This window comes from Pseudomonas sp. (genome assembly GCF_049300855.1).
Taxonomy (GTDB): Bacteria; Pseudomonadota; Gammaproteobacteria; order Pseudomonadales; family Pseudomonadaceae; genus Aquipseudomonas.
In genome coordinates this window covers 1-23,818 of sequence record NZ_JBAQKH010000029.1, presented here as the reverse complement: position 1 = coordinate 23,818, position 23,818 = coordinate 1, and the positions used below count along the sequence as shown (strand labels likewise).

Annotated in this window: 24 protein-coding genes and 1 pseudogene; 12 read left to right on the top strand and 13 right to left on the bottom strand. The window is 56.5% G+C overall.

The window, feature by feature from the left end; all coding sequences use genetic code 11:
* Positions 1–341: 341 nt before the first annotated feature.
* The 7 genes from gspF to gspG are packed head-to-tail and all read right to left on the bottom strand — an operon-like array spanning position 342 to position 8,464.
* Positions 342–1,553, bottom strand: a complete 1,212-nt coding sequence (gene gspF, locus WA225_RS15355) for a type II secretion system inner membrane protein GspF (RefSeq protein WP_422608544.1) — start codon at positions 1,551–1,553, stop codon at positions 342–344.
* The gene (gene gspE, locus WA225_RS15350; RefSeq protein ID WP_422608543.1) at positions 1,553–2,959 is read right to left on the bottom strand and encodes a type II secretion system ATPase GspE; all 1,407 of its coding nucleotides are present in this window, start codon (positions 2,957–2,959) and stop codon (positions 1,553–1,555) included. The genes gspF and gspE overlap by 1 nt, the downstream gene beginning before the upstream one ends.
* Positions 2,956–5,328: a type II secretion system secretin GspD gene (gene gspD / locus WA225_RS15345; protein WP_422608542.1), complete on the bottom strand. Its 2,373-nt coding sequence runs from the start codon at positions 5,326–5,328 to the stop codon at positions 2,956–2,958. Before gspD ends, gspE begins: the two co-directional genes overlap by 4 nt.
* A complete protein-coding gene (gene gspM / locus WA225_RS15340) occupies positions 5,325–5,870 on the bottom strand; it encodes a type II secretion system protein GspM (protein ID WP_110719116.1) in 546 nt (181 codons plus the stop codon). Before gspM ends, gspD begins: the two co-directional genes overlap by 4 nt.
* A complete protein-coding gene (gene gspL / locus WA225_RS15335) occupies positions 5,863–7,041 on the bottom strand; it encodes a type II secretion system protein GspL (protein WP_422608541.1) in 1,179 nt (392 codons plus the stop codon). The genes gspM and gspL overlap by 8 nt, the downstream gene beginning before the upstream one ends.
* The gene (gspK, locus tag WA225_RS15330; protein WP_422608540.1) at positions 7,038–7,997 is read right to left on the bottom strand and encodes a type II secretion system minor pseudopilin GspK; all 960 of its coding nucleotides are present in this window, start codon (positions 7,995–7,997) and stop codon (positions 7,038–7,040) included. Before gspK ends, gspL begins: the two co-directional genes overlap by 4 nt.
* 8 nt (positions 7,998–8,005) lie before the next feature.
* Entirely contained in the window at positions 8,006–8,464 is a 459-nt protein-coding gene (gspG, locus tag WA225_RS15325; protein WP_038368790.1) for a type II secretion system major pseudopilin GspG, read from the bottom strand.
* A 147-nt stretch (positions 8,465–8,611) separates the two neighbouring features.
* Here gspG and gspI point away from each other — a divergent pair, with 147 nt between their 5' ends.
* The 3 genes from gspI to WA225_RS15310 all read left to right on the top strand — a co-directional run bounded on the left by gspI (position 8,612) and on the right by WA225_RS15310 (position 11,318).
* Complete coding sequence (gene gspI / locus WA225_RS15320) at positions 8,612–8,998, top strand: type II secretion system minor pseudopilin GspI (protein ID WP_339450282.1); 387 nt, start codon at positions 8,612–8,614, stop codon at positions 8,996–8,998.
* 682 nt (positions 8,999–9,680) lie between these two features.
* Positions 9,681–10,745 (top strand): hypothetical protein, encoded by a 1,065-nt coding sequence (locus tag WA225_RS15315; RefSeq protein WP_422608539.1) that lies wholly within the window; start codon positions 9,681–9,683, stop codon positions 10,743–10,745.
* Between the two features lie 3 nt (positions 10,746–10,748).
* Positions 10,749–11,318, top strand: coding sequence for a LemA family protein (locus tag WA225_RS15310; protein WP_422608538.1), 570 nt, complete (start codon positions 10,749–10,751; stop codon positions 11,316–11,318).
* A 111-nt stretch (positions 11,319–11,429) separates the two neighbouring features.
* Here the strand turns inward: WA225_RS15310 and WA225_RS15305 are convergent, their stop codons facing one another.
* Positions 11,430–11,888 carry a winged helix-turn-helix transcriptional regulator gene (locus WA225_RS15305; RefSeq protein WP_422608537.1) on the bottom strand — a complete coding sequence of 153 codons (459 nt, stop codon included), beginning with the start codon at positions 11,886–11,888 and terminating at the stop codon, positions 11,430–11,432.
* 96 nt (positions 11,889–11,984) lie between these two features.
* On the opposite strand from WA225_RS15305, the gene WA225_RS15300 reads away from it, so the two are divergent.
* Positions 11,985–12,926 carry an aromatic alcohol reductase gene (locus WA225_RS15300; RefSeq protein ID WP_422608536.1) on the top strand — a complete coding sequence of 314 codons (942 nt, stop codon included), beginning with the start codon at positions 11,985–11,987 and terminating at the stop codon, positions 12,924–12,926.
* A gap of 171 nt (positions 12,927–13,097) precedes the next feature.
* On the opposite strand, the gene WA225_RS15295 is transcribed toward WA225_RS15300, so the two are convergent.
* A complete protein-coding gene (locus tag WA225_RS15295) occupies positions 13,098–13,457 on the bottom strand; it encodes a DUF6124 family protein (RefSeq protein WP_008087957.1) in 360 nt (119 codons plus the stop codon).
* Between the two features lie 652 nt (positions 13,458–14,109).
* Between WA225_RS15295 and WA225_RS15290 the strand changes: the two genes are divergently transcribed.
* On the top strand, positions 14,110–14,583 hold the full coding sequence (locus WA225_RS15290; protein WP_422608535.1) for a hypothetical protein: 474 nt from the start codon (positions 14,110–14,112) through the stop codon (positions 14,581–14,583).
* Positions 14,584–14,753: 170 nt separating this feature from the next.
* Positions 14,754–15,143 (top strand): hypothetical protein, encoded by a 390-nt coding sequence (locus WA225_RS15285; RefSeq protein ID WP_064119812.1) that lies wholly within the window; start codon positions 14,754–14,756, stop codon positions 15,141–15,143.
* A 157-nt stretch (positions 15,144–15,300) separates the two neighbouring features.
* Here the strand turns inward: WA225_RS15285 and WA225_RS15280 are convergent, their stop codons facing one another.
* Positions 15,301–15,660, bottom strand: coding sequence for a DUF6124 family protein (locus tag WA225_RS15280; RefSeq protein WP_008087957.1), 360 nt, complete (start codon positions 15,658–15,660; stop codon positions 15,301–15,303).
* A 474-nt stretch (positions 15,661–16,134) separates the two neighbouring features.
* Positions 16,135–16,423 (bottom strand): annotated as a pseudogene (locus tag WA225_RS15275) (hypothetical protein).
* A gap of 475 nt (positions 16,424–16,898) precedes the next feature.
* Here WA225_RS15275 and WA225_RS15270 point away from each other — a divergent pair.
* The 4 genes from WA225_RS15270 to WA225_RS15255 all read left to right on the top strand — a co-directional run bounded on the left by WA225_RS15270 (position 16,899) and on the right by WA225_RS15255 (position 19,285).
* A complete protein-coding gene (locus WA225_RS15270; protein ID WP_414915762.1) occupies positions 16,899–17,489 on the top strand; it encodes a hypothetical protein in 591 nt (196 codons plus the stop codon).
* A 258-nt stretch (positions 17,490–17,747) separates the two neighbouring features.
* Positions 17,748–18,488, top strand: coding sequence for a hypothetical protein (locus WA225_RS15265; protein WP_422608534.1), 741 nt, complete (start codon positions 17,748–17,750; stop codon positions 18,486–18,488).
* A 111-nt stretch (positions 18,489–18,599) separates the two neighbouring features.
* The gene (locus tag WA225_RS15260) at positions 18,600–18,881 is read left to right on the top strand and encodes a hypothetical protein (RefSeq protein WP_422608533.1); all 282 of its coding nucleotides are present in this window, start codon (positions 18,600–18,602) and stop codon (positions 18,879–18,881) included.
* Between the two features lie 155 nt (positions 18,882–19,036).
* Complete coding sequence (locus WA225_RS15255; RefSeq protein WP_422608532.1) at positions 19,037–19,285, top strand: hypothetical protein; 249 nt, start codon at positions 19,037–19,039, stop codon at positions 19,283–19,285.
* Positions 19,286–19,417: 132 nt separating this feature from the next.
* On the opposite strand, the gene WA225_RS15250 is transcribed toward WA225_RS15255, so the two are convergent.
* Together WA225_RS15250 and WA225_RS15245 are read right to left on the bottom strand one after the other, a co-directional pair.
* Complete coding sequence (locus WA225_RS15250; protein ID WP_422608531.1) at positions 19,418–21,019, bottom strand: reverse transcriptase domain-containing protein; 1,602 nt, start codon at positions 21,017–21,019, stop codon at positions 19,418–19,420.
* Between the two features lie 414 nt (positions 21,020–21,433).
* A complete protein-coding gene (locus WA225_RS15245; protein WP_422608530.1) occupies positions 21,434–21,865 on the bottom strand; it encodes a type II secretion system protein N in 432 nt (143 codons plus the stop codon).
* A 120-nt stretch (positions 21,866–21,985) separates the two neighbouring features.
* Here WA225_RS15245 and WA225_RS15240 point away from each other — a divergent pair, with 120 nt between their 5' ends.
* A complete protein-coding gene (locus WA225_RS15240; RefSeq protein WP_331695570.1) occupies positions 21,986–22,432 on the top strand; it encodes a GspH/FimT family pseudopilin in 447 nt (148 codons plus the stop codon).
* Positions 22,429–23,037 (top strand): prepilin-type N-terminal cleavage/methylation domain-containing protein, encoded by a 609-nt coding sequence (locus WA225_RS15235; RefSeq protein ID WP_095122847.1) that lies wholly within the window; start codon positions 22,429–22,431, stop codon positions 23,035–23,037. Before WA225_RS15240 ends, WA225_RS15235 begins: the two co-directional genes overlap by 4 nt.
* Positions 23,038–23,818 lie beyond the last annotated feature (781 nt).

The following is a 23,818-nucleotide window of genomic DNA, read 5'->3' as shown; positions in this document are numbered from 1 at the left end:
AAAAACCTCGGGTGCTGAACGGTGTTTTCAGAGGGATTTTCTCGGGTGTTTGTCGGCTGCTGCGCAGCGTCTGGATCGGGGGTTTGGCTGAATCGGGCTGGAGGCGGTAGCGGGTGGTTGCAGATGACAGAAAGGAGAACCCGAGGATGGCGGAATCGAGGGTCGGGTGATGGAGAATCTTTTGCAAAAACTTTGAATTATTCATTGGCCTGACTGGCCTCATCGCTGGCAAGCCAGCTCCCACAGGTTTTCTGTTGTGACACAGATCGCATCAACAACTCCGCCCCCTGTGGGAGCTGGCTTGCCAGCGATGAGGCCAGGTCAGACACCATCAAAACCTGCTACTGGACCAATTGGTTGATCTCAATGATCGGCAACAACACCGCCATCACAATCACCAGCACCACCCCGCCCATCACCACAATCATCAGCGGCTCCAGCAGCGCGGTCATGCCCATTGCCCGGCGTTCGATATCACGCGACAGAGTTTGCGCCGCACGCTCAAGCATTGGTGGTAACGATCCGGTTTTCTCACCACTGGCGATCAGGTGAATCAGCACCGGCGGAAACACATTCTCCACGCGCAATGCTGCCGCCAGGTTGACACCCTCACGCACCTTGGCCGTTGCCTTAGTGACACTCAGGCTCAAGCGGTCGTTGGACAAGGTCTGCCGCGCCGCCTCCAGTGCGCGCAACAATGGCACCCCGGCGCCGCCGAGGATCGCCAACGTCGAGGCAAAACGCGCGGTGTTCAGCCCCAAGATGAAACGCCCGAACAGCGGCAACTTCAGCACCCGATGATGCCAACTCAAACGTGCCGCTGGATTGCGCAGATACAGGCGCCAGCTCCAGAACGCGCCGGCCATGATCCCAGCACACAGCCAGCCCCAACTGCGGATGAAATCACTGGCGTTGAGCATCGCCAACGTCAACCCCGGCAAATCCTGCCGCGCTTGGGAAAATGCACTGACCACCTGCGGCACCACGTAACTGAGCAGAAAAATCACGATGCCGATCGACACCAGCCCAACCACGCCCGGATAAATAAACGCGGTGAGAATCTTGCCGCGCAGGTTGTTGCGTTCCTCGATGTAATCAGCGAGGCGTTCCATGACCTGGGCCAGATCACCGGACTCCTCCCCCGCCGCAATCAGCGCGCGATAGATCTCGGGAAAGTCCCGTGGCCGCGCCGCCAGCGATTCCGCCAGTCGCATACCGCTGCGCACATCCGCACGCACGGCGCTGAGCGTATGGGCGATGTGTTTTTTCTCGGCCTGCTCGACCGTGGCACTCAGCGCCGCTTCCAGCGGCAGACTCGCGCCCAACAGACTCGCCAGTTGCCGCGTGGCCCAGGCCAGATCGTTGTCCGAGAGTTTTGGGCTGAACAATCCGCCGCCGCCGTGCTGGGCAACGTTGCTTTCCTTGTGCACCGACAACGCGGTCAAACCGCGCCCGCGTAATGTTGTGAACGCGGCAGCCTGGCTGTCCGCCTCAAGGTGCCCGGATTCAATCTTGCCGGTCGCGTCGGCAGCTTCAAAACGATAGCGATTCATCAGGCGTCCCGTGTCACACGGAGGATTTCTTCAGGCGCGGTGGCGCCGCTGCGGATCCAGCGCTCGCCGTCCTCACGCAGGCTGAACATTCCGGCTTTGGCGGCGGATGCGCGCAAGGCCTGCTCCCCTGCCCCTTGGTGGATCAGGGTGCGGATATCGTCGTCGATGCAGAACAATTCGTGAATGCCGGTGCGGCCGCTGTAGCCGGTTTGATTGCAGTTTGCGCAACCGACCGGGCGCCAGGTGCCGGGTGTCGCCGGGTCTTCCTGCTTGCACTGATTGCACAGGCGCCGCACCAGTCGTTGTGCGAGCACCCCGAGCATCGACGAGGCCAGCAGAAACGGTTCGACGCCCATGTCGATCAAGCGGTTGACCGCCGACACCGCGTCGTTGGTGTGCAAGGTTGCCAACACCAAATGCCCGGTCAGCGACGCTTGCACCGCAATTTGCGCGGTTTCCAAATCGCGGATTTCGCCGATCATGATGATGTCCGGGTCCTGGCGCAGGATCGCCCGCAGCGCCAAGGCGAAGGTCATTTCGATCTTGGCGTTGACCTGAATCTGGCTGATCCCCGGCAGGTCGTATTCCACCGGATCCTCGACGGTGAGGATGTTGCTGGTGCTCGCATCGAGTCGCGCCAGTGCCGCGTAGAGGCTCGTGGTCTTGCCGCTGCCGGTTGGCCCGGTGACCAAAACGATGCCGTGGGGCTGGCGGATCAGGTGATCGAGTTTGGCCAACACCTGCGCGTCCATGCCCAGCGTTTCCAGATGCAGACGCCCGGCCTGTTTGTCGAGCAGACGCATCACCACCCTTTCACCATGCCCGGTCGGCACTGTGGAAACACGAATATCAATCGGCCGCCCAGCCACACGCAACGCGATACGACCGTCCTGCGGCAGGCGTTTTTCGGCGATGTCGAGTTGCGCCATGATCTTGATCCGCGACACCAGTGCACCGTGCAACGCCTTGCGCGGCGAGACCACGTCACGCAGCGTGCCGTCGACGCGATAGCGCACCACGGAATGGGTTTCGAACGGTTCGATATGAATGTCGCTGGCCTCGTCGCGCGCCGCTTGGGTGAGCAAGGCGTTGATCATGCGGATCACCGGCGCGCCGTCCTGGGTGTCGAGCAGGTCGGTGATTTCCGGCATGTCCTGCATCAGGCGGTCGAGGTCGACTTCGTTTTCCGCCGCACCGACCACTGCCGCCGCACTGCCGGTGTCGGCATAGGCAGCGGCAAGCAAACCGTCGAGTTCGTCGTCGCGCACGCGCTGTATCGTGGTCGCGCCGAATTGGCGCCGCGCCTCGCTGATCGACCAGCCCGGCGTTGACGGGCAAACGGTCAGCACGCCATCGCACAACAGAATTCGCTGCGCCTTGGCCCAGGCGTAGGGCAACGCACTCATTGGATGGGCACCGCTTTGATCGTCGCGCGCGGCCCTGAGGCGGGCACCACCGCCGGCACACCCTGTGCCGCCGTCGGCAACTGCGGCGCCTGCATGTCCGGCATCGCCCAGCTGCGTTCCGGCTGCAAACCACCTTGCGCGCGGCGCATGAAGTCATAACGATTGAGGGTGATGCTGCGCCCCGCTTCGCTATCACGAATGATGTACGGACGCAGAAACACCATCAGGTTGGTCTTGGTAATCGCCCGGCGCTCGTTGCGAAACAGCGCACCGATGCCCGGCAGACTGCCCAGCCACGGCACCGCGTCGTTGCTTTGGCTGTAACCGTCCTGCAGCAACCCGCCGAGCACCATGATCTGCCCGTCATCGAGCAGGATGCTGGTATCGATCGCGCGTTTGTTGGTGACAATCCCCGCCGAATTGGCACTGGCCGAAGCCCGTTCATCAATGCTGCTGACCTCCTGATAGATATCGAGCTTGACCGTGCCGCCCTCGGAAATCTGCGGGCGCACATTGAGCTTCAAACCCACCTCTTCACGGGTCACGGTCTGGAACGGGTTATTGCTGGTGCCGCCACCGCCAGTCACGTAACTGCCGCTGACAAACGGAATGGTCTGGCCGACAAAAATACTCGCCGCTTCGTTGTCGAGGGTCAGCAGGTTCGGCGTCGACAGCACGTTGGTGCCGCCCTTGCTCTTCAACGCCCGGGCCAGCACTTTCAGGTCGAGAATCTTGCCAATACCGGGGATGTCGACGGTGCCGTTGACGTAGCCCAGGTTCAAACCTTGTGGCAGCACATCGATGCTGGTCTTGCCGTTGACGTTGATCCCCGAACCACCGAGATTGGCCCCGCCGATCACGCCGTTGCCACCGAGATTACCGGTCTGCCATTGCACGCCGAACTCACTGGCATCGTCCTCGCCGACTTCGACGATCAGGCTTTCGATCACCACTTGCGCGCGGCGCTGATCGAGCAAGTCGATGACTTCACGCAGGTTGCGATACAACGGCTCGGGCGCGGAAATCAGCAAGGTGTTGGTGGTGGCGTCAGCCTGAATGGTCACGCCGCCGGCACTGAAGGCGACGTTCTGCTCGCTGTTCTGCGTACCGCCGCTGCCGGTTGTGCTGCCACTGCTGCCCTGCGCGTAACTGCCGCCCGTGCTGCCGCTGCTGTTTGGGGTCGATGTAGTGCCGCTGCTTTGCGTGCCGCTCTGGCCGTTCTGCCCAGCGCTACCGCCGGTACTTGCGCCCATGGCACTGAGCACCGAACGCGCACTGTCACTGGTGCCGCTGTCACTCTCGCCGGTGAGCAAACCGCGCAAGGCCTGCGCCAGTTTCGCCGCTTGCGCGTTACGCAGATAAACCACGTGCAGATTGCTCGGATTGCTCTGCGCGTTATCCAGTTTGTAGATCAGGTTGCGTGCCAGTTCCGTGCGCTCCGGGCTGCCGGCGCGAATGATGATGGTGTTGGAACGCGGGTCACCGATCACGGCGATTTTCTGCGTCGGATCATTGCCCGGCGCATCGAGCAAATCCGCGACCATCGGCGCGATGTCAGCGGCAATGCCGTTCTGGATCTGCACCACATCGGTGTCGATCGCACTCGGCGAATCAATGCTCGCGATCAACTGCGCAACGCGGGTCAGGTTCTCGGCGTAATCGGTGATGACGATGGTGTTATTGCCCGGATAGGCGTTGATCGGATTGTTCGGCGAAACGATCGGCCGCAGCACCGGAATCAGGTTCACCGCGTTCTCGTATTGCAGACGAAACGTGCGCGTGAGCATGCCGTTGCCCGCCGGTTTGTCAGCGCTGTAAATCGGCCCGCCGAGCAACTTCGCATCCGCCTCCGGCACCACCTGCGCCACACCGCCAACATCGACCACACTGAAACCCTGCATGCGCAGCGCCGCCAACAACATGTCGTAAGCCTGCCGCGCCGGCACCTGACCTTCCGACACCAGCGTCAGCGTGCCCTTGACCCGAGGGTCGACGAGAAACTGCTGCCCGGTGGACCGCGCCAACGCGCGCACCACCGCTTGAATATCGGCGTCGACAAAATTCAGCGTCACCGGTTGATCACCCAACGGATTACTCGGCAAGGCAATGCCCGAAGCCGCCGCGCCGCTGCGCGCACTCTTGCTGATGTTGTGCAATTGCTTCGGCACAGGTCGCGCTTGCGCCTGTGCCCGCTCGCGGTCGAGCACCGCGTCGCCGCTACGCTGAGTGTTGGCCAGCGGCCGGCCCAGTTCACTGTCGACCAGCAACGGCGGCTGATTCTGCGGCGTGCTGGTGTTGCTGCACGCGCTCAACGCCATCAGCAGCATCGGCAACGCCAGACGTGCCGGTTTGGATCCTGACCCCTTCATGAAGCTTCCTTAGCGCCCAGCGCCTGATCCATGCGAACGGTGCCTGACAAAGTGCCGGCAGTGACTTCGGTCGAGGGGTTGTCTGCGCGTTGCAAACGGGCCTCGACCACTTGCAGAGAAAGTTGTGCCGGGTTGCTCAACAGCCAGTCGAGCACGGCGTCGGCCGGCGCGGCGTCGAAGGTCAACTGCCAGGCGCCCTGTGCCTCCTGTAATTGGTAATGCCCCGCCAGGCCGCTGGCTTGCAGCGTCTGCTCCAGTGACTGCGCCACGCTTTGCCCGTCCGGGCGCACGCTGACTTCGCGCAGCAGCACTTCCAGCGCTTCAGTCTGGGCGCGCAGCTTTGGCGTCTCGGTTTGCCAATAAGCGATTTTCTTCAGCGGCGGCTGGATCAGCGCAACCCACAGCAGCAGGCCGATCAGCGCGATGGCCATGCCGGCGACCATGCGTTTTTCACGCAGGGCCAACGGCTGCCAACGCGCCTGCACCTGAGTGTTAAAGCGTTGCCACTTGGCGCGGTACAGCGCGAGCGAGGCCTTATTCATCTTCTTCTGCTCCGCCGCTGTCATCGCTTTCACTTGGGCTGGCCTCAGTGGACGGCCGCAAGGTCCAGCCCTCGTCATCTGCGGTCACGCTGATACCGGCCTGGGCCAAGGTGCTTTGCCACTCCTGATCATTGCCGCCACGACGGGCTTCACTCAGCAGACTCAGTTGCAAGGTGCCGTCGACAAACGCCAACCGCTCGACACTGCCAGCCATCGACGGCATGCCGCTGCCGGCCTGCAACACCAGACGATTGAAAGTCTGCGCCGGATCATCCGCCGCGCCCTTCTGCCGCGCCGCCAATTGCTGACGGGCCTGTTGCAACGGGTTGAGGATCACCGGCAACTCAGGGAAGGCCTGCTTTACCCGCAGGTTCATCTGGGTTTTCAGTTGTTGACCCTGCCCGGCTTCGCGGGCGGCGTACAGGTTCAAACCGATCACCCAAACGGCCACGGCCAACGCTGACAGAGCGACCGCCCTGCCCCAGCCGCGATGCTCGGTTTTTGGTTGCTGGACCGCGCCATGCAGCCCCCAACCCGGAAGCGGCCCGGTCCAGCGCTGCGCATCCGCCATCGGCAGTTCAGCACCCGGCGGCGGTTGCTCACCGATCCAGTGCAAAGTGACGCCCGGTTCCCACACGACACCGTCGAAACCGTCATCGAACAACGGCTGCACCCGCGCGGCTTGCACGCTATCGCGCAGCAACAAATGCCCGTCCTGCACGCACGCGACGGTGCCGGGCAGCACCGGCATGCTGTACGGCGCTGGGTAGAGACCGCGCAGGTTCAGCCCAGCGCTTTTGAGCAACTGGCCAAACCGCAACAAGTGCTGCCGAGGCGCCCAGGCGATCTGCACCTGCCCGGCCTCGTCCCGCGCGCTGTGCGCGATGTGCATCTCATTGCTGTCGCCAAGCATCAAGGCCTGCGCCGCACACTGCACCGCCGCGACAATCTTGTTGGCCGGCAACGGCGGCAAATCGAGACTCGCCAACAGGCTGTCAACCGGGTGCAGAAAACACACCAGCAGCGGCAGTTTCGACTGCTGACTCAACTGGCTCAGACTGAGGCGTTCTTCCCGGGTGACCTGGCCCTGACGATCCAGCCAGGCGCAGTGCAACTCACTGTGCAGATCCAGTTCCGCCAAGGGCGGCAACGCCACCTTCAACTGGCTCATACGCCCACCCGCGACCAGATCACTTGCGGCAAGCGGTCCTGGCTGCGATGCAACAACGCCTCCAGACTGACCCGCCGCTGATCGCGCCGCGCCTCGCCGCGCAGGCGAAACCAGTCACTGGTGATGCCGACCTTGACGCTGGTCAGCTCCAGTTGCGGCATGCGCAAACGGTTAACGAAATCGCCACGATTGATAAACCAGCGCCCGGCATCGCGCTCGGCAATCAGCGCATTGGCACGCTCCAGCGACAGCCCCGGCACATAAGCAGCCAAGACCGGCGCGGTGGCGGTGTTGCCGTTGAGCCAGGTCGTCGCGGGGATCACCGTCAGATACGGCGCCAGTTTGCCCATCACCGCCTCATTCACGCCGTCGACACTGCGCAAATCATCAAGGCTGCGCAGCATCGGCATTGTTGGATTCTGCGGTTTGTGCGAGGCATTAGGCGACGTCCCGCGGCCGCTGTCGAAACCCGTTTTCGGCGCCTCGGTAATCTGCGGATTCAGCAGTCGCGGGTAGGACGCAATCACCCGCTGACTGATGCGCTGACTCAACCCGGCACTGACCCCGATCAACTCACACAAGCGCTGAAACGCCGCTACCTGCGCCTCATCCACCCGCTCGTTGGCCACCAGATTGCGCAGGTTGAACTTGCCCTGCTCATCCTCCAGCCGCCCCTCAAAACCTTGCGCGGAGAGACGCTGCGCCCACGGCTGATCGAGCCGGGTCAACGGATCGCGCTGACGTGCGTCCCAGAGCAATTGACGGCTGATCTCCAACCCACCCAGCACCAGCCAACGCCCCTGCACCCGCTGCTGATCCGCCTCCAGCGCACGGGTCGACACGCTCTGGCGCGTCAACATGCCCGCCGCAATCACCGCCACCACGGCCGCAATCAACAACGCGCTGATAATCGCCATGCCCTGTTGCTTCGCCCCCTCAGGCGAGCGGCTGTTCATGGCCGGCCTTACAACTGCCAGGAACCGATATCGGCATTCACGCCGTCGCCGTCCGGCTGACCGTCGGCACCGAGGGAAAAGATGTCGATCTCGCCATTGGCGCCGGGGTTGAGGTACTGATAAGGACGCCCCCACGGATCGTTCGGCAAGCGCTCCAGGTACGAGCGCCAATTGCTGTTCTTCGCATCTGCCGGCCGCTCCACCAACACCTTCAGCCCCTGATTCATGCTCGGGTAAGTGCCGTGATCGAGGCGATACAACTTCAACGCCTGCATCAACCCACCAATATCCTGCTTCGCCGCCGTCGCCCGCGCCTGATCCGGCCGGTCGAGCACCTTGGGCACCACCATCGCCGCCAGAATCCCCAGAATCACCACCACCACCATGATCTCGATCAGGGTAAAACCCTGCTGCCCACGTGGCGTGCGCATCGGTTGCTGAAGCGATTTGAAAGGTGCGATATCCATCTCGACATTCCCTGGCTTGATTCGATTCGACGCGCAGTGTTGCAAGAAGATATGTCAGTGATGTTGAAAATCCTCGGGTGTTTTCGTCGTCAAGCCGTCAAGCACGCGGGTTAGCGTCGAGGGCTGGGTTTTGGCTTTGGGCCGTTTATGCGTGCGCGTTCGCGGGAAGCGGGTTTCACATTGATTGAAGTGCTGGTGGCGCTGGCGATTATTGCCGTGGCGATGTCGGCAGCTGTGCGCGTGGCGGGATTGATGACGCAGAGCAGCGGGGTTTTGCGGGATCGGTCGGTGGCGATGATTGCGGCGCAGAGTCGGATGGCGGAGTTGCGGTTGGAAGGCAGGTTGCCGATGGGTATGAAAGCGCAGGAATGTGATCAGGGGCGGTTATTGTTGCGCTGTGAACAGGTGATCAGCGCAGCCGAAAATGGCCGCTTACTCAAGATTGGCATTCAGGTATTTGACCGTAATCAGGATGCGCCGCCGTTGGCCAGGCTTGAGACGTTGCTGTCCCGAACGGAAAGCCCCTCACCCTAGCCCTCTCCCAGAGGGAGAGGGAACCAATTCGGGGATATTCGAGAGCTACACCGACTTGAACGTCTTTCATTGAATCCAAAATCGCCAAGCTCACAAAGCCAAATCGAAGGCCCTTCACCAAAACCATAATCACCAAAATCTTCCAGGTCGACGTACCCCGCAAGACACCTCGGTAGGCCCCCTCTCCCCCCGGGAGAGGGCTGGGGTGAGGGCCGCTTCTAATCGCACCCCCCAGAATCACCAAAGCCATAATCCCCAAGGCCCTTCACCAAAACCATAATCGCCAAAATCTTTCAGGTCGACGTACCCCGCAAGACACCTCGGTCGGCCCCCTCTCCCTCCGGGAGAGGGCTGGGGTGAGGGTAGCTTTTGCCCCCCATCCCGGAAGAATCATCTACAGAAACTGAGACCGGCCAGAAGCCATCATTGCCATGACAATGGTATCGTCCCCTCCTTTTCCAAATTTCTGACAGATTATGAATAGAACCAAATCCACAATCTGGGCCATTGCTCCCGCACCAGGCATCCCTGAATCACCCGCTCTTCCAATTGAGTCTGCAAACCTTCGACCCGCTTGCTTCGAGCCGCCCTATGCTGTCATGAGTATTCTCCCGTGCTCTCGTTGATGGATGTCTACAGGCCCAACACATCGCAGAACGCGCGACTGAATGAGTTGCTGACTGTGAGCGAAGCCAATATTGACAGTGCTGAATCCACAGCCGACCTATTGAAGGTGATCCACGAGTTCGCCTCCTACGATGGCCCGCTCAAATTCAATTGCACACGCGCATGGTGTTTTTTCGGTACTGGCCTGCTATTGATTGCGGGCGCTGTAGTCCTTTTTGGGTATATGAATACCTATTCCGTCGTTTCTTTCTTTCAACGTCTGCACATTGAGCCTGGCTTGGTCGGCGCAGTCACTGGTGTGCTAGGCATCGGGTTCGCCGTTGGGAGCATGAAATGGATGACATCCAAAACTGATCGCTTGCCATCGCTCAGCCGAAGAATTGCTGAACTGTCCTCCTACTTCCACAACGGGTTGATGTTCCTGGAAGAAGACTCGGACTGGACCCTCGACGAACTGGATGCGCAATTTGGTGACTACACTCGAGGCAACTACAGCCGAGAGTTTGTCGAATCGATAGAGGGAGTATTTACCGGCACACTGCGTGAGCTTCCTTACAATTACCGCCAACTGCACTACGTCAACAAACGAACGGTGCAAGTCACGGTGACCGACAAAGACGGCAAAACCAAAACGGAGACGCGAGTGGTGTATGACCACTACGACCGGTACAGTTTGGTCATCGACTTTCCCTGGGTCACCGGGATATCGGTCAGATCTGATGACCAATCAGAGAACGACTACTCATGGCCGATGGACACGGCATCTCCGGACTTTAATAAAGCGTTCTGTTTGACTGGGCAGAGCGAGATACTCTGCGCGAAATTCATCAAACCTTCGACAGTGCTGCACTTGTTGAAGCTATTCGACATCCTCCATCGTCCGAACCTGGAGTTCTCCGACAAGGGCAAGCTCTGCCTCAGCTTCGCGAGCAGCGATCTGCTCGCGTTCGGTAGCGAGTATTCGCTGGCATCACCCAACGAGTTTTACGCAGAGATTGATGCAGGTGTCGATCTGCCGCGCCTGATGTCTGTGCTCCAATGGAGCCATGCACTCACTGAACTGCACGATGACAACTTTACCTTGACCGCCACTCCCCCAAAAAAACGCAAAGAGAAGTAAGCCATGGACATTGCACTCATCCTCTCCGCTGTGATCGCCGTCATCATCATCTTAGTGGGCTTGGGCATCTACAACGACATCATCGGGGGACACAACGCAGTACAACGTGCCTGGTCGGACGTCCTCGTTTACGAACGCCAGAAGACCAAGGTGCTCGATCAGCTTCAAAAGGTGCTCGCCGACTTCATGGTCTTTGAGGCCAGCCTCCTCGAAAAAATCACCGGCCTGCGCAGCGCGGTCCACGCCCTGCCTGCTGGTGCGGACGGCCATGCCCTCACGAAAGTTGAAACCGCCTCTAGAGAGCTGATGGGTGGCTTGCGCATCGCTTTCGAGGCCTACCCTGACCTGAAAGCATCAGAAGCGGCGAACAACATGATGCGTGAAATTGCCGAACAGCAAGAGAACGTCAGCGCGGCCATCACCATCTACAACCGCAACGTCGAACTGTTCAACAACACCGTCGAAATGTTCCCCGGCTCGGTCGTCAATGGCCTGTTCAACAAGAAACCGCGAGTTACGCCATTCACCGATACCGAAGCTTCGCAGAGTTTCTCCTACACCCCGAATATCTAACCTGCGTTAAGCAATCAACCATCACCCGTGAGGGTGGTGGTCGATCACCTGCCTTCTTGAATAGATCCGCCGCTGATTTCTGGGGCGCGAACCATTCAATGAAACGAGCGTTCAATCAGCCCCTTCTGAATCAACCAGCCCCACCACCGGAACCTGCCACGAAGGCTTTTTCCCACTCTGACCATCAAACACCCGACGCGCCTCGCGAAAATCATCGACGTGCTGCACAACCCACGTCCAAATCGGCGACATGCGAACCAACAGCTCCATACCCAACGCCGTCAGCTCGTACTCGACATGGGGCGGCACTTGATCCAACTCCCGCCGTAGCAACAGACCATCACGTTCCAGCGCCCGCAGCGTCTTGGTCAACATGCGCTGAGTCACGCCGGTCATTTGCCGTTTGATCTCGGCGTGACGCATCGTGCCGTACACACCCAAGGTATGCAGGATACCCAGTGACCAGCGGCTACCGGCGTGCGCGAGGACTTCACGCCGCACGCCATCTTCGTCTCGTCTTAGCGTCTGGCAGATCGCTTCTGCCTGGCTAATGATTTCCTCATCGGTCATGTGTCCCCCTGGTATCACGCGTGTGCCTTCTTCTGAGCGCTGCGCAATCGTGCCAGCATCGCCAAATCATACAGACGACGAATCTCAGGAAACATCATGACCCCAGCGACTCACCCTTCCCCACAATCCATTCTCGTACTCGGCGCCGGCGAACTCGGCCTGCCGGTGCTGCGCAATCTTGCGCGGGTAGCCAAGCGCTCGCCCGGCAGCACCATCAGCGTCCTGCTCAGGGATTCGACCATCAACACGCAAGCCCCTGAGAAAAAGCGGGAAATCGATGGGCTGCGCAGTCTAGGCATCCAGCTAGTCGCTGCAGACCTGGTTAACGATTCCATCGATCAACTGGCCGAAGTGTTCGCAGCATTCGACACCGTCATAGGCTGCGCAGGCATGGTCGCGGGCCGTGAAACGCCGATGAAACTGGCGACAGCAGCGCTAAAGTCCGGCGTGAAGCGCTATTTCCCCTGGCAGTTTGGCGTCGATTTCGAAGTGATTGGCCGGGGCAGCCCACAGGATTTGTTCGATGCGCAACTCGACGTGCGCGAGTTGCTCCGCGCCCAGGATAAAACCGAATGGGTGATCATCTCGACCGGCATGTTCACCAGTTTTCTGTTCGAGCCGGTCTTTGAGGTCGTCGATTTTGACAACCACACCGTCAACGCCTTGGGCAGCCTGGAAACCAGCGTGACGCTCACGACACCCGAGGACATCGGCAAGCTGACAGCGGACATCGTTTTCTTCGAACCGCGCTTTCGCAATGAGATCGTGTACCTGTCTGGCGACACGGTGACGTATGGGCAGGTGGCGAGCCTGCTTGAACGTGTGCTGGGGCGTCCGTTCAAGCGTAACGTCTGGACGGTTCCGTACCTGATGCAGGAACTGGAAAAAGACCCTACTCACCACATCAAAAAATACCGCGCCGTATTTGCCCAAGGCAGAGGTGTGGCGTGGCCTAAAGCGGGGACTTTCAACGAACAGCAGTCGATTCAGGTGACTACGGCTGAACAGTGGGCTCGGGACAACCTGGTAGTCGATTGATGCAAAGAAAGCCCCCAATCGCAGGTACAGAAACTCGTAGGTCTCTCGACATTTATCGCGGCTGAAGAGCCAGCACACTCCCACCTTGGAACACACTCAAAGGTGAGAGCGAGCCTGCTCGCGAAGGCGCCAGAATGAACACCCTATTAGCAGGTGATCCCGACACCCGCATCACTCCGGTAATTGCAAATTATCCAGCGCCCGATTCACCGCCAACTCCCCGAGCATGATCAACTGCGCAATCCCCGCCAGCGCATGGCGCTGCGATGCCGGCAAAAGGCTGGAGACGTTCTGGGCGATGGTTTTGGCCGAAGCGAGTGTTGCACTGGCATCGACCAGCAGTTCTTCGGTTTTGTTGTCCGCCGTCACGGCGTACATCCCACGGTTTTTACGTGGCGGCGGCGTGGAACCGGGTGGACAGAGGTAATGGTCGAGCGCGCGGTCGGCGGCTTCGTGGAGTTTTTTGGAATCGATGGATTCGTAGGGGGAAACCGAGGCGGTTTCGGGCGGGTTGGGTGTTGGCTTGATCATGAGTGAATCTCCAAATCATAGAAAAGGAGCCATCATCTTTCGCTACCAAACGAAGGGGTGGTGGCCATACGAAGGTTGGTAGACCGGTGACTTGGAGAACCGGCGCGCCCGAAGACGCCCTGCGCATGGCCACCATAAATACACAGCCCCAAAAAGGCGTGTATCGGGTGACGCTATGCGCCAAGTCTAAGCCGGGCTACCAAACCCGATCGCTGATTCGTCAGCGACCGGACCACAATAGAACCCACCCCCAAAGCGCACAAGCCGGCGGATTCTGGCGTAGCTGTAGGCAAAGGCGCAAGGATATGTAGCCTGGGAGAGTGTCTGGAAATGTCTTTTTAAACGTTCGTGTTTATCGAGACCGAATTCCGTAACGTCTCTCTGATAGATCCATCCACTTATCCCTAGCGGAATGCTCAACCTCGCAGCCCATCGAACCCTGCTCGCCGCAAAACCGTGCTTCTCTGCCGTCTGGCCCTCTACCCTTCTGACGCCCAGCGACTGTATTACCGGAAGTGGTGAGGATGACTATGCTGGTGACTTACCCAACTGGAAAAATAGTCCGGCGATGCCAACTTCAAGGTTGATGCGTAGAACGCAAAACACCGATCAGACTTCAAGTCGACCGGGCAAATAAGCAACGGAGTGCGAGATGAAAGTCATCGCTTTTTTAGCCATTTACCTCGCAGGTGGGGTTGCCCTGTTTCCTTTCCATGACCTCATGCGTCCCGTAGGGGTTTTTCTCGACCATTTCTATTCACAAATTTTCCTGAGCTCCGGCGCTGATGTAGCAGAACGCCTAAGCCTGAGCTTTATCTACGCAAGTCTGTTTCATCTGGTGTGGTCGGCTTTATTTTCTGAATCTGCAAAAAACTGGGTATCCACGATTAACTTCAGAGACCTTTGCTATCTCGCCTTACGATGTCTGAGTTTTCTTTGCGTCAGCCTGATAAGCCTCGGGCTGGTTGGAATAACCAGCCAAAAAGTGCCCCGTACGGACTTTCATCAATATTTCACTTTTTTGGTGATCTGCATGCTTCTGGGTCTTTGGGCGTGGTCGCTCAAGGATTTTCTGGTGGCAGCCTTTCATTGCACCGGAAGAAGAATCACAGGAACGAATAAATAGAAGCAGGCAATAACCCAGGTCACTTTCACTAGGCTCGGCGCTAGGCCGAAAGCAGCAACAAGGGTGGCAGCACGTCCCGAAGGGCTGGCACCAAGAATCACCATCCTCCGCAACCTCATACCGAGGACCCGGAGTTTTTGTCGAGCTAAAATCGGCTATAGGAACTGTAATTGAAGGCCTCGACCCTCGTATTTTTCGCACTTTATTACACGGGTATCAGCGCAGCGTTTGCCGATGACTCACAGGCGCCAAACGACAATCGCGGGCCAGCAGGCATCGTCGCCGGTGAGCGTTTGGCCGCGGCCAGATCCAAGCTAGTCAAACAAGGCTGGAAGCCGACGCGGATGCATACCAACGACGGCTATGAATACAGTGGCGTGGAGAAGGAGCTGGCTACACGCAGTTTCTTCGAACTGGATAACTGCTCGTTTGATAGCTCGCGTTGCATCTTGTACTACGCGAAGAAAGGAACTTGCCTACGCGTCGATACCATCGGAGAGCAATTCAATGACATGACGGTGACGCGATGGACCCGCGAATGTCCTGAAGCGACTCAATAACCACACGAAGACGGCGCGGTACTAATCAACTGCTCCCACAGGTGTCAGCGTCGTACACAACATCTGCAATCAGCATAAAACCCTGTGGGAGCGAGCCTGCTCGCGAAGGCGCCAGAATGAACACCCGATCAATCACCAGGTGATCCCGGCACCCGCATCACTCCGGCAATTGCAAATTATCCAGCGCCCGATTCACCGCCAACTCCCCAAGCATGATCAACTGCGCAATCCCCGCCAGCGCATGGCGCTGCGATGCCGGCAACAGGCTGGAGACGTTCTGGGCGATGGTTTTGGCCGAAGCGAGTGTTGCACTGGCATCGACCAGCAGTTCTTCGGTTTTGTTGTCCGCCGTCACGGCGTACATCCCACGGTTTTTACGTGGGGGCGGCGTGGAACCGGGCGGACAGAGGTAATGGTCGAGCGCGCGGTCGGCGGCTTCGTGGAGTTTTTTGGAATCGATGGATTCGTAGGGGGAAACCGAGGCGGTTTCGGGCGGGTTGGGTGTTGGTTTGATCATGGTGAAGCTCCAAATTTATACCTGGTGGAACCACCAACACCTGTCGCTAAACAAGTAAGGGTGGCAGCTGTACGCGGGTTAGCGAACCGAGAGGTATAAGACCCGGCAGACCCGAAGGTCTCCCACGCACAGCCACCATAGCGTCGTCGCAAACGTCTGCGACAAACTGGAGCGTCGTTGTACTTATACCTGGTCAGGTCGCTAAACCCGGCCGCTGGGTTGCCAGCGACCCATAGACGATATAGACCAGGTACAAAGCCCACAAGCCGGCGGATTCTGGCGTAGCTGTAGGCAAAGGCGCAAGGGCGTGTAGCCTGAGAGAGTGTCTGGAGATGTCTTTTTAAACATTGGCGTTTATCGGGACCTTCATTGCGTCTCGGATCCCACAACAGATCCGTTCCCCTATCCCAACAGACGAAAGAAAATGGCCGAGACTGCCAGTCGTAACTGACAACCTCGGCCACATAAAAAGCGCTATTTCTTCCAACACATATCGACGTCATCCTGAGTGCTCAGCTCTGTATCGATGCCCAACCGATACCTGCAGTAATCAACAATCCACCCCCCGCTCCTCCGCCGTCAGCCGCTCTACCTTCCTGATCTCTCCATCATTGGCGTGCATGTTGTAGAACCTCATCTGAATCGTGGGATGCTTCTTGATGAAGACAATCGTCTCGATGTCGCCATCCTCAACGGCGTTGTAGTAGCCAACGTAGAGCATGGTCGCCACAACGAGGATTGCCGCGATTGAAAGCTTTTTCATTGTGGCACCGAAGGGGTGGAGGCAGACGGATTTTGGCTTTCTTGTATCTGACCAGCTCAGCCCTTAGGTTCGCAGGAGCTGGCTATACCAACGTAATGAGCTAAGTGAATGGCCATGTGCTACTTTTCCAAAGCTTCTCATCCCCGTTCATTACAGGAGTACGTATGTTTACTGACATCAAGCCAGGTCCAAAGCCAAAGCGTGAAGACGGCAAGGAAGATCGCAGACGGCATGTGAATCCACCCAACGATAAGAAGCACCCGACTTTGCCAATCCACAAGCACAAGCCTGGAGACTAGCTGCAGGTTGCAGCCTCAGTTATTGAAATTGGCCTTGGGACGGATTCCTTCTCAAAAATCGAATCCGTCCGCGTAGAGCCTCGTTTAATTGGTTGGACAGTTGAAGGCATCGAGTCCAAAGCCTAAAGGGCTGTACTCAACACGCAAGGCGATGATTGAGTAAAAAGGAAGATCGCATGGACGAAGCGGCAAGATTTGCATTTTACGAAAAGATTTACTTTTACGAGCTGGAACGCAAAGAAAAGCTGATTTCGAGGCTCAACCTCCCCTTGGCCATCCTAGGCGTATTGCTCTCATTTCTATCTTATATGCTGAGTAAAGCGCCCGGCTCAGAGGACGGCTTTGCCGGTGTCTGGTTTTGGATTTTGTATTTGTCCGCTGTCTTCTGTCTGCTTTGCGGAGCTTATTACTTCCGCTCATCTTGGCAACTGCGTGATTTCGACAGGGGCCTCCCAACCCTGACTGAGCTGGAGAAGTATCGTGCCGAAACAACCACTCATTTCGCAGTACATGGCGAAAATGAAGATGACGCAGAAACCTACTTCAAGACAATAATCTTGAGCTACTACATCGAAGGTGCAACCGTTAACACGGTGAATAACGATAAACGTGGTTCAAAACTCGTGTCCTTAGCAAATTCCGTAACGCTCACTATGATTTTTTCGGTGTTGTCCTTCATTCCGTTTTATACCCATCAGCAGGAGCTGAACCAGCATGAGCAATCAAAAGCCTCCGCCACCTCCGCCACCTCCAATGCGCTTCGTTAGGGATCACGGGAAAAATCTTCCGAAATCTCCGCCACCTCCGCCGCCGTCTAAGAAAGAATGACTGCTCTGGCCCCTACCCGAGCTCGTTTCGAGTAGGGGCCTATTCAACAGAAGCTCCATTCAAAGGGGGCGGATTATTTCCAGAAATAAATCAGTCCCATTTTTACGAGCTTCATCACCGCTAACTACCAGCAAGGCATGGCTCGGCAACACTTCTGATGCTAGCCTTATGCTTCCACTCCCGAAGTCCTATCATATATGCCCATCGAACCTGATCGCCTGTATCACGAACTCGGTTACCTCATTGCTGAAATGCCAGATCTTACGACGCCCGAATGGCAGTCCAATGAAACCCAGAGATGGCTCGGACGTGCTTCGGCGTGGATTGAGCAAAGCGGTAACTCAGTGGACACGGTTGCTTTCAACGCTGCCGTAAACAGTTTATGCACCAACCCACGCTTTCCAAGCCACATCGCCGCGGTGCCGCGTTTAACCACTATCCTTTATCGAGCGCTAGGTCGCGCAGAGCTCCAAGCATCGCCTGCTAGCCGGGGCTCTTTTATACCTGTAGGCGAGATATTTTCTGCCTTTGCCGCTCTGTCAAAGATCCTGAGTGAAGCCACAATCAGTGTGATGTTCGTCGACCCATATGCCGACGCCAATCTCTTGACTGACTTCGCAGTGTTGGTTCCTGACGGCGTCATCACGCGAGTGTTGGCAGATGCAGGCAGCAAGAAAGCAGCTTTGGCACCAGCGTTGAAGCACTGGGTGCAGCAATACGGCTCCGAACGCCCATTGGAAGGAAGACTTGCGCCAGATCGGTCGCTTCATGATCGACTAATCATCATTGACGAGCGAGAAACTTGGAGCCTCGGACAGTCCTTCAACGCGTTAGCTGCACGTGCCCCTACTAGCCTTATACGAGCAGATCTCGAAACAGCTCAACTTAAGATCCAAGCGCATAACCTGATCTGGCAGACATCGGCACCCATTCAATGAAATTGCGAGACAATGATCAATGTGATGGCATCTAAATTTAGAGATAGCCACCTTGAGAAATCTAAGACTGGTGGTATTACATACCCCGCAAAGCACATAAGGATCTATGAGATGGCTGCACAGTTAGATGAAGCTGAAAAACAAATCCTTGGAGCGCTGTTAATCGACTTTTCAGAGCGCCATTTAGATGCACAACAATTGAAGAAACCTTATGAAGGCCCAAAAATATCAGATTTAATCTCGGCGATTTGTTCCGGAGACGATATCACCAGAGTGGATTTCGATATTGCCCTCAATGATCTTGTAAAGCAAAACTCATCAAAACGGGTCCGTGGCAACCTTACGAGAACAAACCAGGTGCAGGGTTTATTCTTGTTGGCGGACATAGCCTAAAAGAATATGCCTGCTTAACCGAACTTGGATATAAGTCCGCTAGACAAGCTCCCAACCGTCCTGCGAAAAGCCAGCGAATCGTAAACAACCTTCACATTTCTGGTGGCCAATTCACCAACCTGCAACTTGCCGCCGGTGAGATCATCACCCAAAAAATGCAATCTAACACTGGGGCCGATTCCGACATTTTAGCTAAACTTATCCAAATATTGGAAAAGCAAGGACAAGTCGTTTCACTCGAACAACAAAACGAGCTTTCTGTTGCTATTGCTCATGCAAATGAAGGTAACGGAAAAGCCGCTAAGACCTCCCTTGAGAAAGTCTGCGGGTCCGTCTGGGATTCCGTCCAGCCTGTAATGTGGCCAATCCTTGGTGAGCTATTAAAGAAAAGCTTAGGGCTTTGATGATAAGTATGTGAGTGCACTGGCAACTTAAATTAAAGCGCTCTACATCATGGCTTTACATTTTCCTCGCCCCGCTCAAATTACGCTTGCGGCCTAAGACGATTTCGTGCCACTTTCATACTTTCTGAAGTATCAGATCTTGGCAGGTTTGAGTCTACATTCCCCATATTTCCCGGCCAAATAAACTTCACTGAAAACCCCGTTACCGCTACGCATGGTTAGAGGCCCAAGCAACTTAGAACCTGAAAGCTCATGTATTTTCTTCAAAAAAACAAAATCTTTTCTGGTAATAAATCTGTTTAGGCTCTCCAATGGAATGAAACCATAAAGTGCTGACTCGATATTGTTACTAGCCCCCCTCGCGGCCACACCAATGACTTCCATAGAGTCATTGAAAAACGGACCACCGCTATTGCCTTCAATCAGAGTGAAATCAACTAGCCATAGATCAAGGTCAACTTGTCTGCGACGCTGAGTTGTATGTCCTCTAGCGATGTAGTGTGCTGAACCGTCTCGATATTTTGGAAACCCAATTGACAAAACTGATTCCATGGGCCGAATAGTTGTTCTGTTAGCTTTCCGTAAGGGAGGAATATTTCGAAACTCTCCATTCGGCTGAAATATAGCCAAATCTGCTTTCTTATCTGAAAGAATGAGCTCTGCAGCATATTCTTTATCCTCACCGACTCGCTGAAAAGAAATCATATGAGGTGCCATGGTTTTTGAAACGCCGCTAACAACGTGTTCATTGGTAACAATCCCAACACCATCCAACAAAAATGCAGTTCCTTGACTGTCATCAGTAATGTTTTTAACTACGAATATCGAGTTACCTAAAATCTCCTCTGGGGATTTTTTAAACTCGGGGTTTTCTCTACCTATAGCCACGGTAAAATCATATGCCAGTCGACGATAGACCCTGTCGCTCCGACCTCGGACCATCTGAATATAATTAAGTCGACCCTTAACCACTTTGATAAAAAAATCGCCTGCATTTTCTTTAACTCTAACGTTCTGCCGCGCTTGCAGAGGCTGGCTATCACCCTTCAATATTTCCAAATACTTTGCTTCTGCCAACTCAGCTCCATATCGCTTGAGAGCATTAATCATCGAACTTGTAAGACGAACAAAATCTCTAGTAACGTTCGGCACTTCATTAACAACGAGACCAGTTACCATTTGGCGTTGCGACCGATGTTGAAGGCGAGTTTTTTCGGAGTTAATTGTAAAACCGTTGGCTTTTATTATTTCCTCCAACATGCGCCCAGGGATAGCTCTGCGATCTTCGGAAATCTCAACTATGTCTTTTGGTAGGTGTCTCAGCGTGCTAGTAAAAGAGAAGGAAATATCATCTGCATAACGCGTAAAGTGACATTTACCTGATTTCGCTAAGGCTTGAAGCTGCGCATCAAGTTTGCGACATATCATATTGGATATTAATGGTGAAGTTGGAGCGCCTTGCGCCAACCGACCCTCACTACAGCAGATCTGCGCCATCACCGTTGCTACATTGTGGGGTGCTTTAAACGGCTCAGCCATGAAGAGATTTCTAACCCGCCCAAAGTGAACGTTTTCAAAAAAATCTTTCAAATCAATATTGAATACGTACCTTTTCCCAGCATGGACTTGAGCGTTCGTTTTGATGCTTCTGCCTTTAACAAAACCATGGCTAGAAGATTTAGGGGAGTAGAACTTTTCAAGATGCACCAACAACTCGCGTTGAAGCCTCTTCATAACTCTCTTGGGAGCCTTAATGGTTCGACGAGTCCCATTTTTTTTTGGAATAAAAAAGCTCACATAATGACTAGACTTTTTTTGTATAAAAATGCTAGAAGCTTATCTTGCTCAACCTTTAGGAGCCGACATAGATTGTCAAGACTACTAAAGCCTGGGATAAATAAATTCTTAAAAATTTCTTCTATATTCATAGATATAACCGAGCTTCGGGGCTATTTTCTCTTCTACACATCGCCAACGTTAACAATATCGTTAAGAGCGATAAGGCAAAGCAACCCTTGCATTGGCCACCGCATATAGTCAGTGGAAAGTTAAATTTTTGCCCCGAGCCCGACAGGCAGATTGATATCACATCGACACTACGCGGTCAACGCCCATTTTGACTTTCTTGACCACTTCTACTCCAGCAAATTAAGGCTGCACCAACATAGGCAACACCACCCCCTCCGCCAACCTCTCCACCCCCAACCTTACCCTCTCCCCCCCTTGCTCAATCACCACCCCATCCCCCTCCACCGCCACCAACTTCACCCCAGGCCCAACCTTCTCCCCCTGCAAAAAACTCCTCGGCGGCCCGTCGTTCAAACTCAGTATCGCCACCGCACCCCGACTCCCCGCGATCACCCCGCTCACCTTGATGTCCATCGGCGCCGTTTGATTGGAAAACCACTGCAACGCCGGGCTATCACTGCGCGCCGCCAGCAACTGCGGGGCCGCTGCCGGGGTGTGGGATTCGGCGGAGGTCAGTAGCAGCGACGACCATGTCGCCACGCCGACCAGCGCGGCGAGCAGTGCGAGGGCCTGAACCATTTGGGGCGGGGAAACGCGTGCGGTGAAGGTCATGGGTTGAATCTCCTTTTTATCCCTGCTTTCAGCTTACGCGGCAATTCTCTCCGTTTTATTTCACACGCCTTACATGTTGGCCGTGCACGATGGCGCAGGACGCAAAGGAGCGCGCGCGCGATGAACAGGCAACAGGGTTTTACGCTGATCGAGTTGATGGTGGTGCTGGTGATCATCGGCATCGCCAGTGCGGCGATCAGCCTGAGTATCAAGCCGGATCCGTTGCAATTGCTGCGCAAGGATGCCGAGCGTGTGGTGCAGTTGCTGCAGGTGGCGCAGGCGGAAGCCCGCGCGGATGGCCGGGCGATTGTGTGGGTGAGTGATGCCAAGGGGTTTCGGTTTAGTCGGCGCAGTGACAGTGGCAAGGGGTTTGATCATTTCGCGCAGGATCCGCAGTTGCGGCCGCGTGCCTGGCAGAGTCCGAAGATGGAGGTGCGGGTGGAGCCGAAACAGAGGGTTGTGCTGAACGCTGAGTGGATCAATCCGCCGTTGCAACTGACGTTGTCGGATGGGTTGAATCGCTTGAGTGTGCTGCGTGATGGCAGTGGAAGGATCAGCCTGCAATGAAGCGCCAGCAGGGGTTTACGCTGATTGAGGTGATGGTCGCGATTTTGTTGATGGCGGTGGTGAGTCTGATTGCCTGGCGGGGGCTGGACAGTGTGACGCGGGCGGACAGTCATTTGCAGGCGAGCAGTGAGCAAAGTGACGGTTTGTTGCGGGCGTTGAATCAGTTGCAGCGGGATGTAGAGATGCGGGCGGGGATTGAGTTGACCGAGCCGAAGAAGGTTGGGGTGGATGATGAGCCGCCGAGCGCCCCGCCGGCTCTGACTGTGCGCAGTAGCGACAGTAAGGGTTTTCGGCTGGACATTATTCGTACGGCGGCGGATCAGCCGGGGGCGTTGCAGCGGGTGCGGTGGTGGGTCAAGGGCGACACGTTGTATCGGGCGGTGGCTGAGGCGCGGAGTCGGTATCCGTTGCCGGCGCCTGGGAATGGGGTGGCTGTTTTGAATGATGTCAGTGATGTGCAGGTGCGGGTTTGGGAGGTGGATAAGGGCTGGCGGCAGTTGAGCGGGAATCGGCGGGAGGATCCGTTGGGGTTGGAGATTCGCTTGAGTCGGGGGACGGCGCAGGGGGTGGAGAAGTATCGGCAGGTGATTGGGCCGTTGGAGTGATGCGTATCCCTGCAAAGCTCCTACATTGGGAATGGTTGAAATCAGGTGGAAATTGGTCGGCTTTCAGGCCGCCATCGCTGGCAAGCCAGGCTCCCACAGGGATTGAGTACAACCGGTAGATATTGGTTGGTTGGTCGGCCGTCATCGCTGGCAAGCCAGCTCCCACAGGGATTGGGGGTGGTCAGTTGGGGGTTGGTTGGCTGGTAGGCCGCCTTCGCGAGCAAGCTCGCTCCCACAATTGGATTGGGGGGCAGTCAGTTGGAGGTTGGTTGGCTGTGAGGTCGTCATCGCGAGCAGGTTCACTCCTACAATTGGATTGGGGGTAGTCAGTTGGGGGTTGGTTGGCTGTGAGGTCGTCATCGCGAGCAGGCTCACTCCTACAATTGGATTGGGGGTGGTCAGTTGGGGGTTGGTTGGCTGGTCGGCCGTCATCGCTGGCAAGCCAGCTCCCACAGGGATTGGGGGTGATCAATTGGAGGTCGGTTGGCTGTGAGGCCGTCTTCGCGAGCAGGCTCGCTCACCGTTGTAGTTTGCGTACAACCCCAGCGGCAAAGCCGCCCCACTCAACAGGATGAGCGCAAGCTCGGCTGCAGCTCTTGATCTTGATCCACGGGCGACGTCGGAAGGCTGAGTGGAGGGATTCATCCGGGGGTGGGAGCGCAGCGACCGTTTGGCGCAGCCAAATGCATCGAGAGGAGGTGCAGCGAAGCAAACCGTAGGCGATGCGCCCGGATGGATCCCGCAGCGAAGGAACCCCGAGCCCCAGCGAGCGGGCCGCACG

Coding starts and splice junctions, on each gene's coding strand:
- gspF (WP_422608544.1), bottom strand. CDS start 1,553: ATGAATCGCTATCGTTTTGAAGCTGCCGACGCGACCGGCAAGATTGAA.
- gspE (WP_422608543.1), bottom strand. CDS start 2,959: ATGAGTGCGTTGCCCTACGCCTGGGCCAAGGCGCAGCGAATTCTGTTG.
- gspD (WP_422608542.1), bottom strand. CDS start 5,328: ATGAAGGGGTCAGGATCCAAACCGGCACGTCTGGCGTTGCCGATGCTG.
- gspM (WP_110719116.1), bottom strand. CDS start 5,870: ATGAATAAGGCCTCGCTCGCGCTGTACCGCGCCAAGTGGCAACGCTTT.
- gspL (WP_422608541.1), bottom strand. CDS start 7,041: ATGAGCCAGTTGAAGGTGGCGTTGCCGCCCTTGGCGGAACTGGATCTG.
- gspK (WP_422608540.1), bottom strand. CDS start 7,997: ATGAACAGCCGCTCGCCTGAGGGGGCGAAGCAACAGGGCATGGCGATT.
- gspG (WP_038368790.1), bottom strand. CDS start 8,464: ATGGATATCGCACCTTTCAAATCGCTTCAGCAACCGATGCGCACGCCA.
- gspI (WP_339450282.1), top strand. CDS start 8,612: ATGCGTGCGCGTTCGCGGGAAGCGGGTTTCACATTGATTGAAGTGCTG.
- WA225_RS15310 (WP_422608538.1), top strand. CDS start 10,749: ATGGACATTGCACTCATCCTCTCCGCTGTGATCGCCGTCATCATCATC.
- WA225_RS15305 (WP_422608537.1), bottom strand. CDS start 11,888: ATGACCGATGAGGAAATCATTAGCCAGGCAGAAGCGATCTGCCAGACG.
- WA225_RS15300 (WP_422608536.1), top strand. CDS start 11,985: ATGACCCCAGCGACTCACCCTTCCCCACAATCCATTCTCGTACTCGGC.
- WA225_RS15295 (WP_008087957.1), bottom strand. CDS start 13,457: ATGATCAAGCCAACACCCAACCCGCCCGAAACCGCCTCGGTTTCCCCC.
- WA225_RS15290 (WP_422608535.1), top strand. CDS start 14,110: ATGAAAGTCATCGCTTTTTTAGCCATTTACCTCGCAGGTGGGGTTGCC.
- WA225_RS15280 (WP_008087957.1), bottom strand. CDS start 15,660: ATGATCAAACCAACACCCAACCCGCCCGAAACCGCCTCGGTTTCCCCC.
- WA225_RS15270 (WP_414915762.1), top strand. CDS start 16,899: ATGGACGAAGCGGCAAGATTTGCATTTTACGAAAAGATTTACTTTTAC.
- WA225_RS15265 (WP_422608534.1), top strand. CDS start 17,748: ATGCCCATCGAACCTGATCGCCTGTATCACGAACTCGGTTACCTCATT.
- WA225_RS15260 (WP_422608533.1), top strand. CDS start 18,600: ATGGCTGCACAGTTAGATGAAGCTGAAAAACAAATCCTTGGAGCGCTG.
- WA225_RS15255 (WP_422608532.1), top strand. CDS start 19,037: ATGCAATCTAACACTGGGGCCGATTCCGACATTTTAGCTAAACTTATC.
- WA225_RS15250 (WP_422608531.1), bottom strand. CDS start 21,019: ATGAAGAGGCTTCAACGCGAGTTGTTGGTGCATCTTGAAAAGTTCTAC.
- WA225_RS15245 (WP_422608530.1), bottom strand. CDS start 21,865: ATGACCTTCACCGCACGCGTTTCCCCGCCCCAAATGGTTCAGGCCCTC.
- WA225_RS15240 (WP_331695570.1), top strand. CDS start 21,986: ATGAACAGGCAACAGGGTTTTACGCTGATCGAGTTGATGGTGGTGCTG.
- WA225_RS15235 (WP_095122847.1), top strand. CDS start 22,429: ATGAAGCGCCAGCAGGGGTTTACGCTGATTGAGGTGATGGTCGCGATT.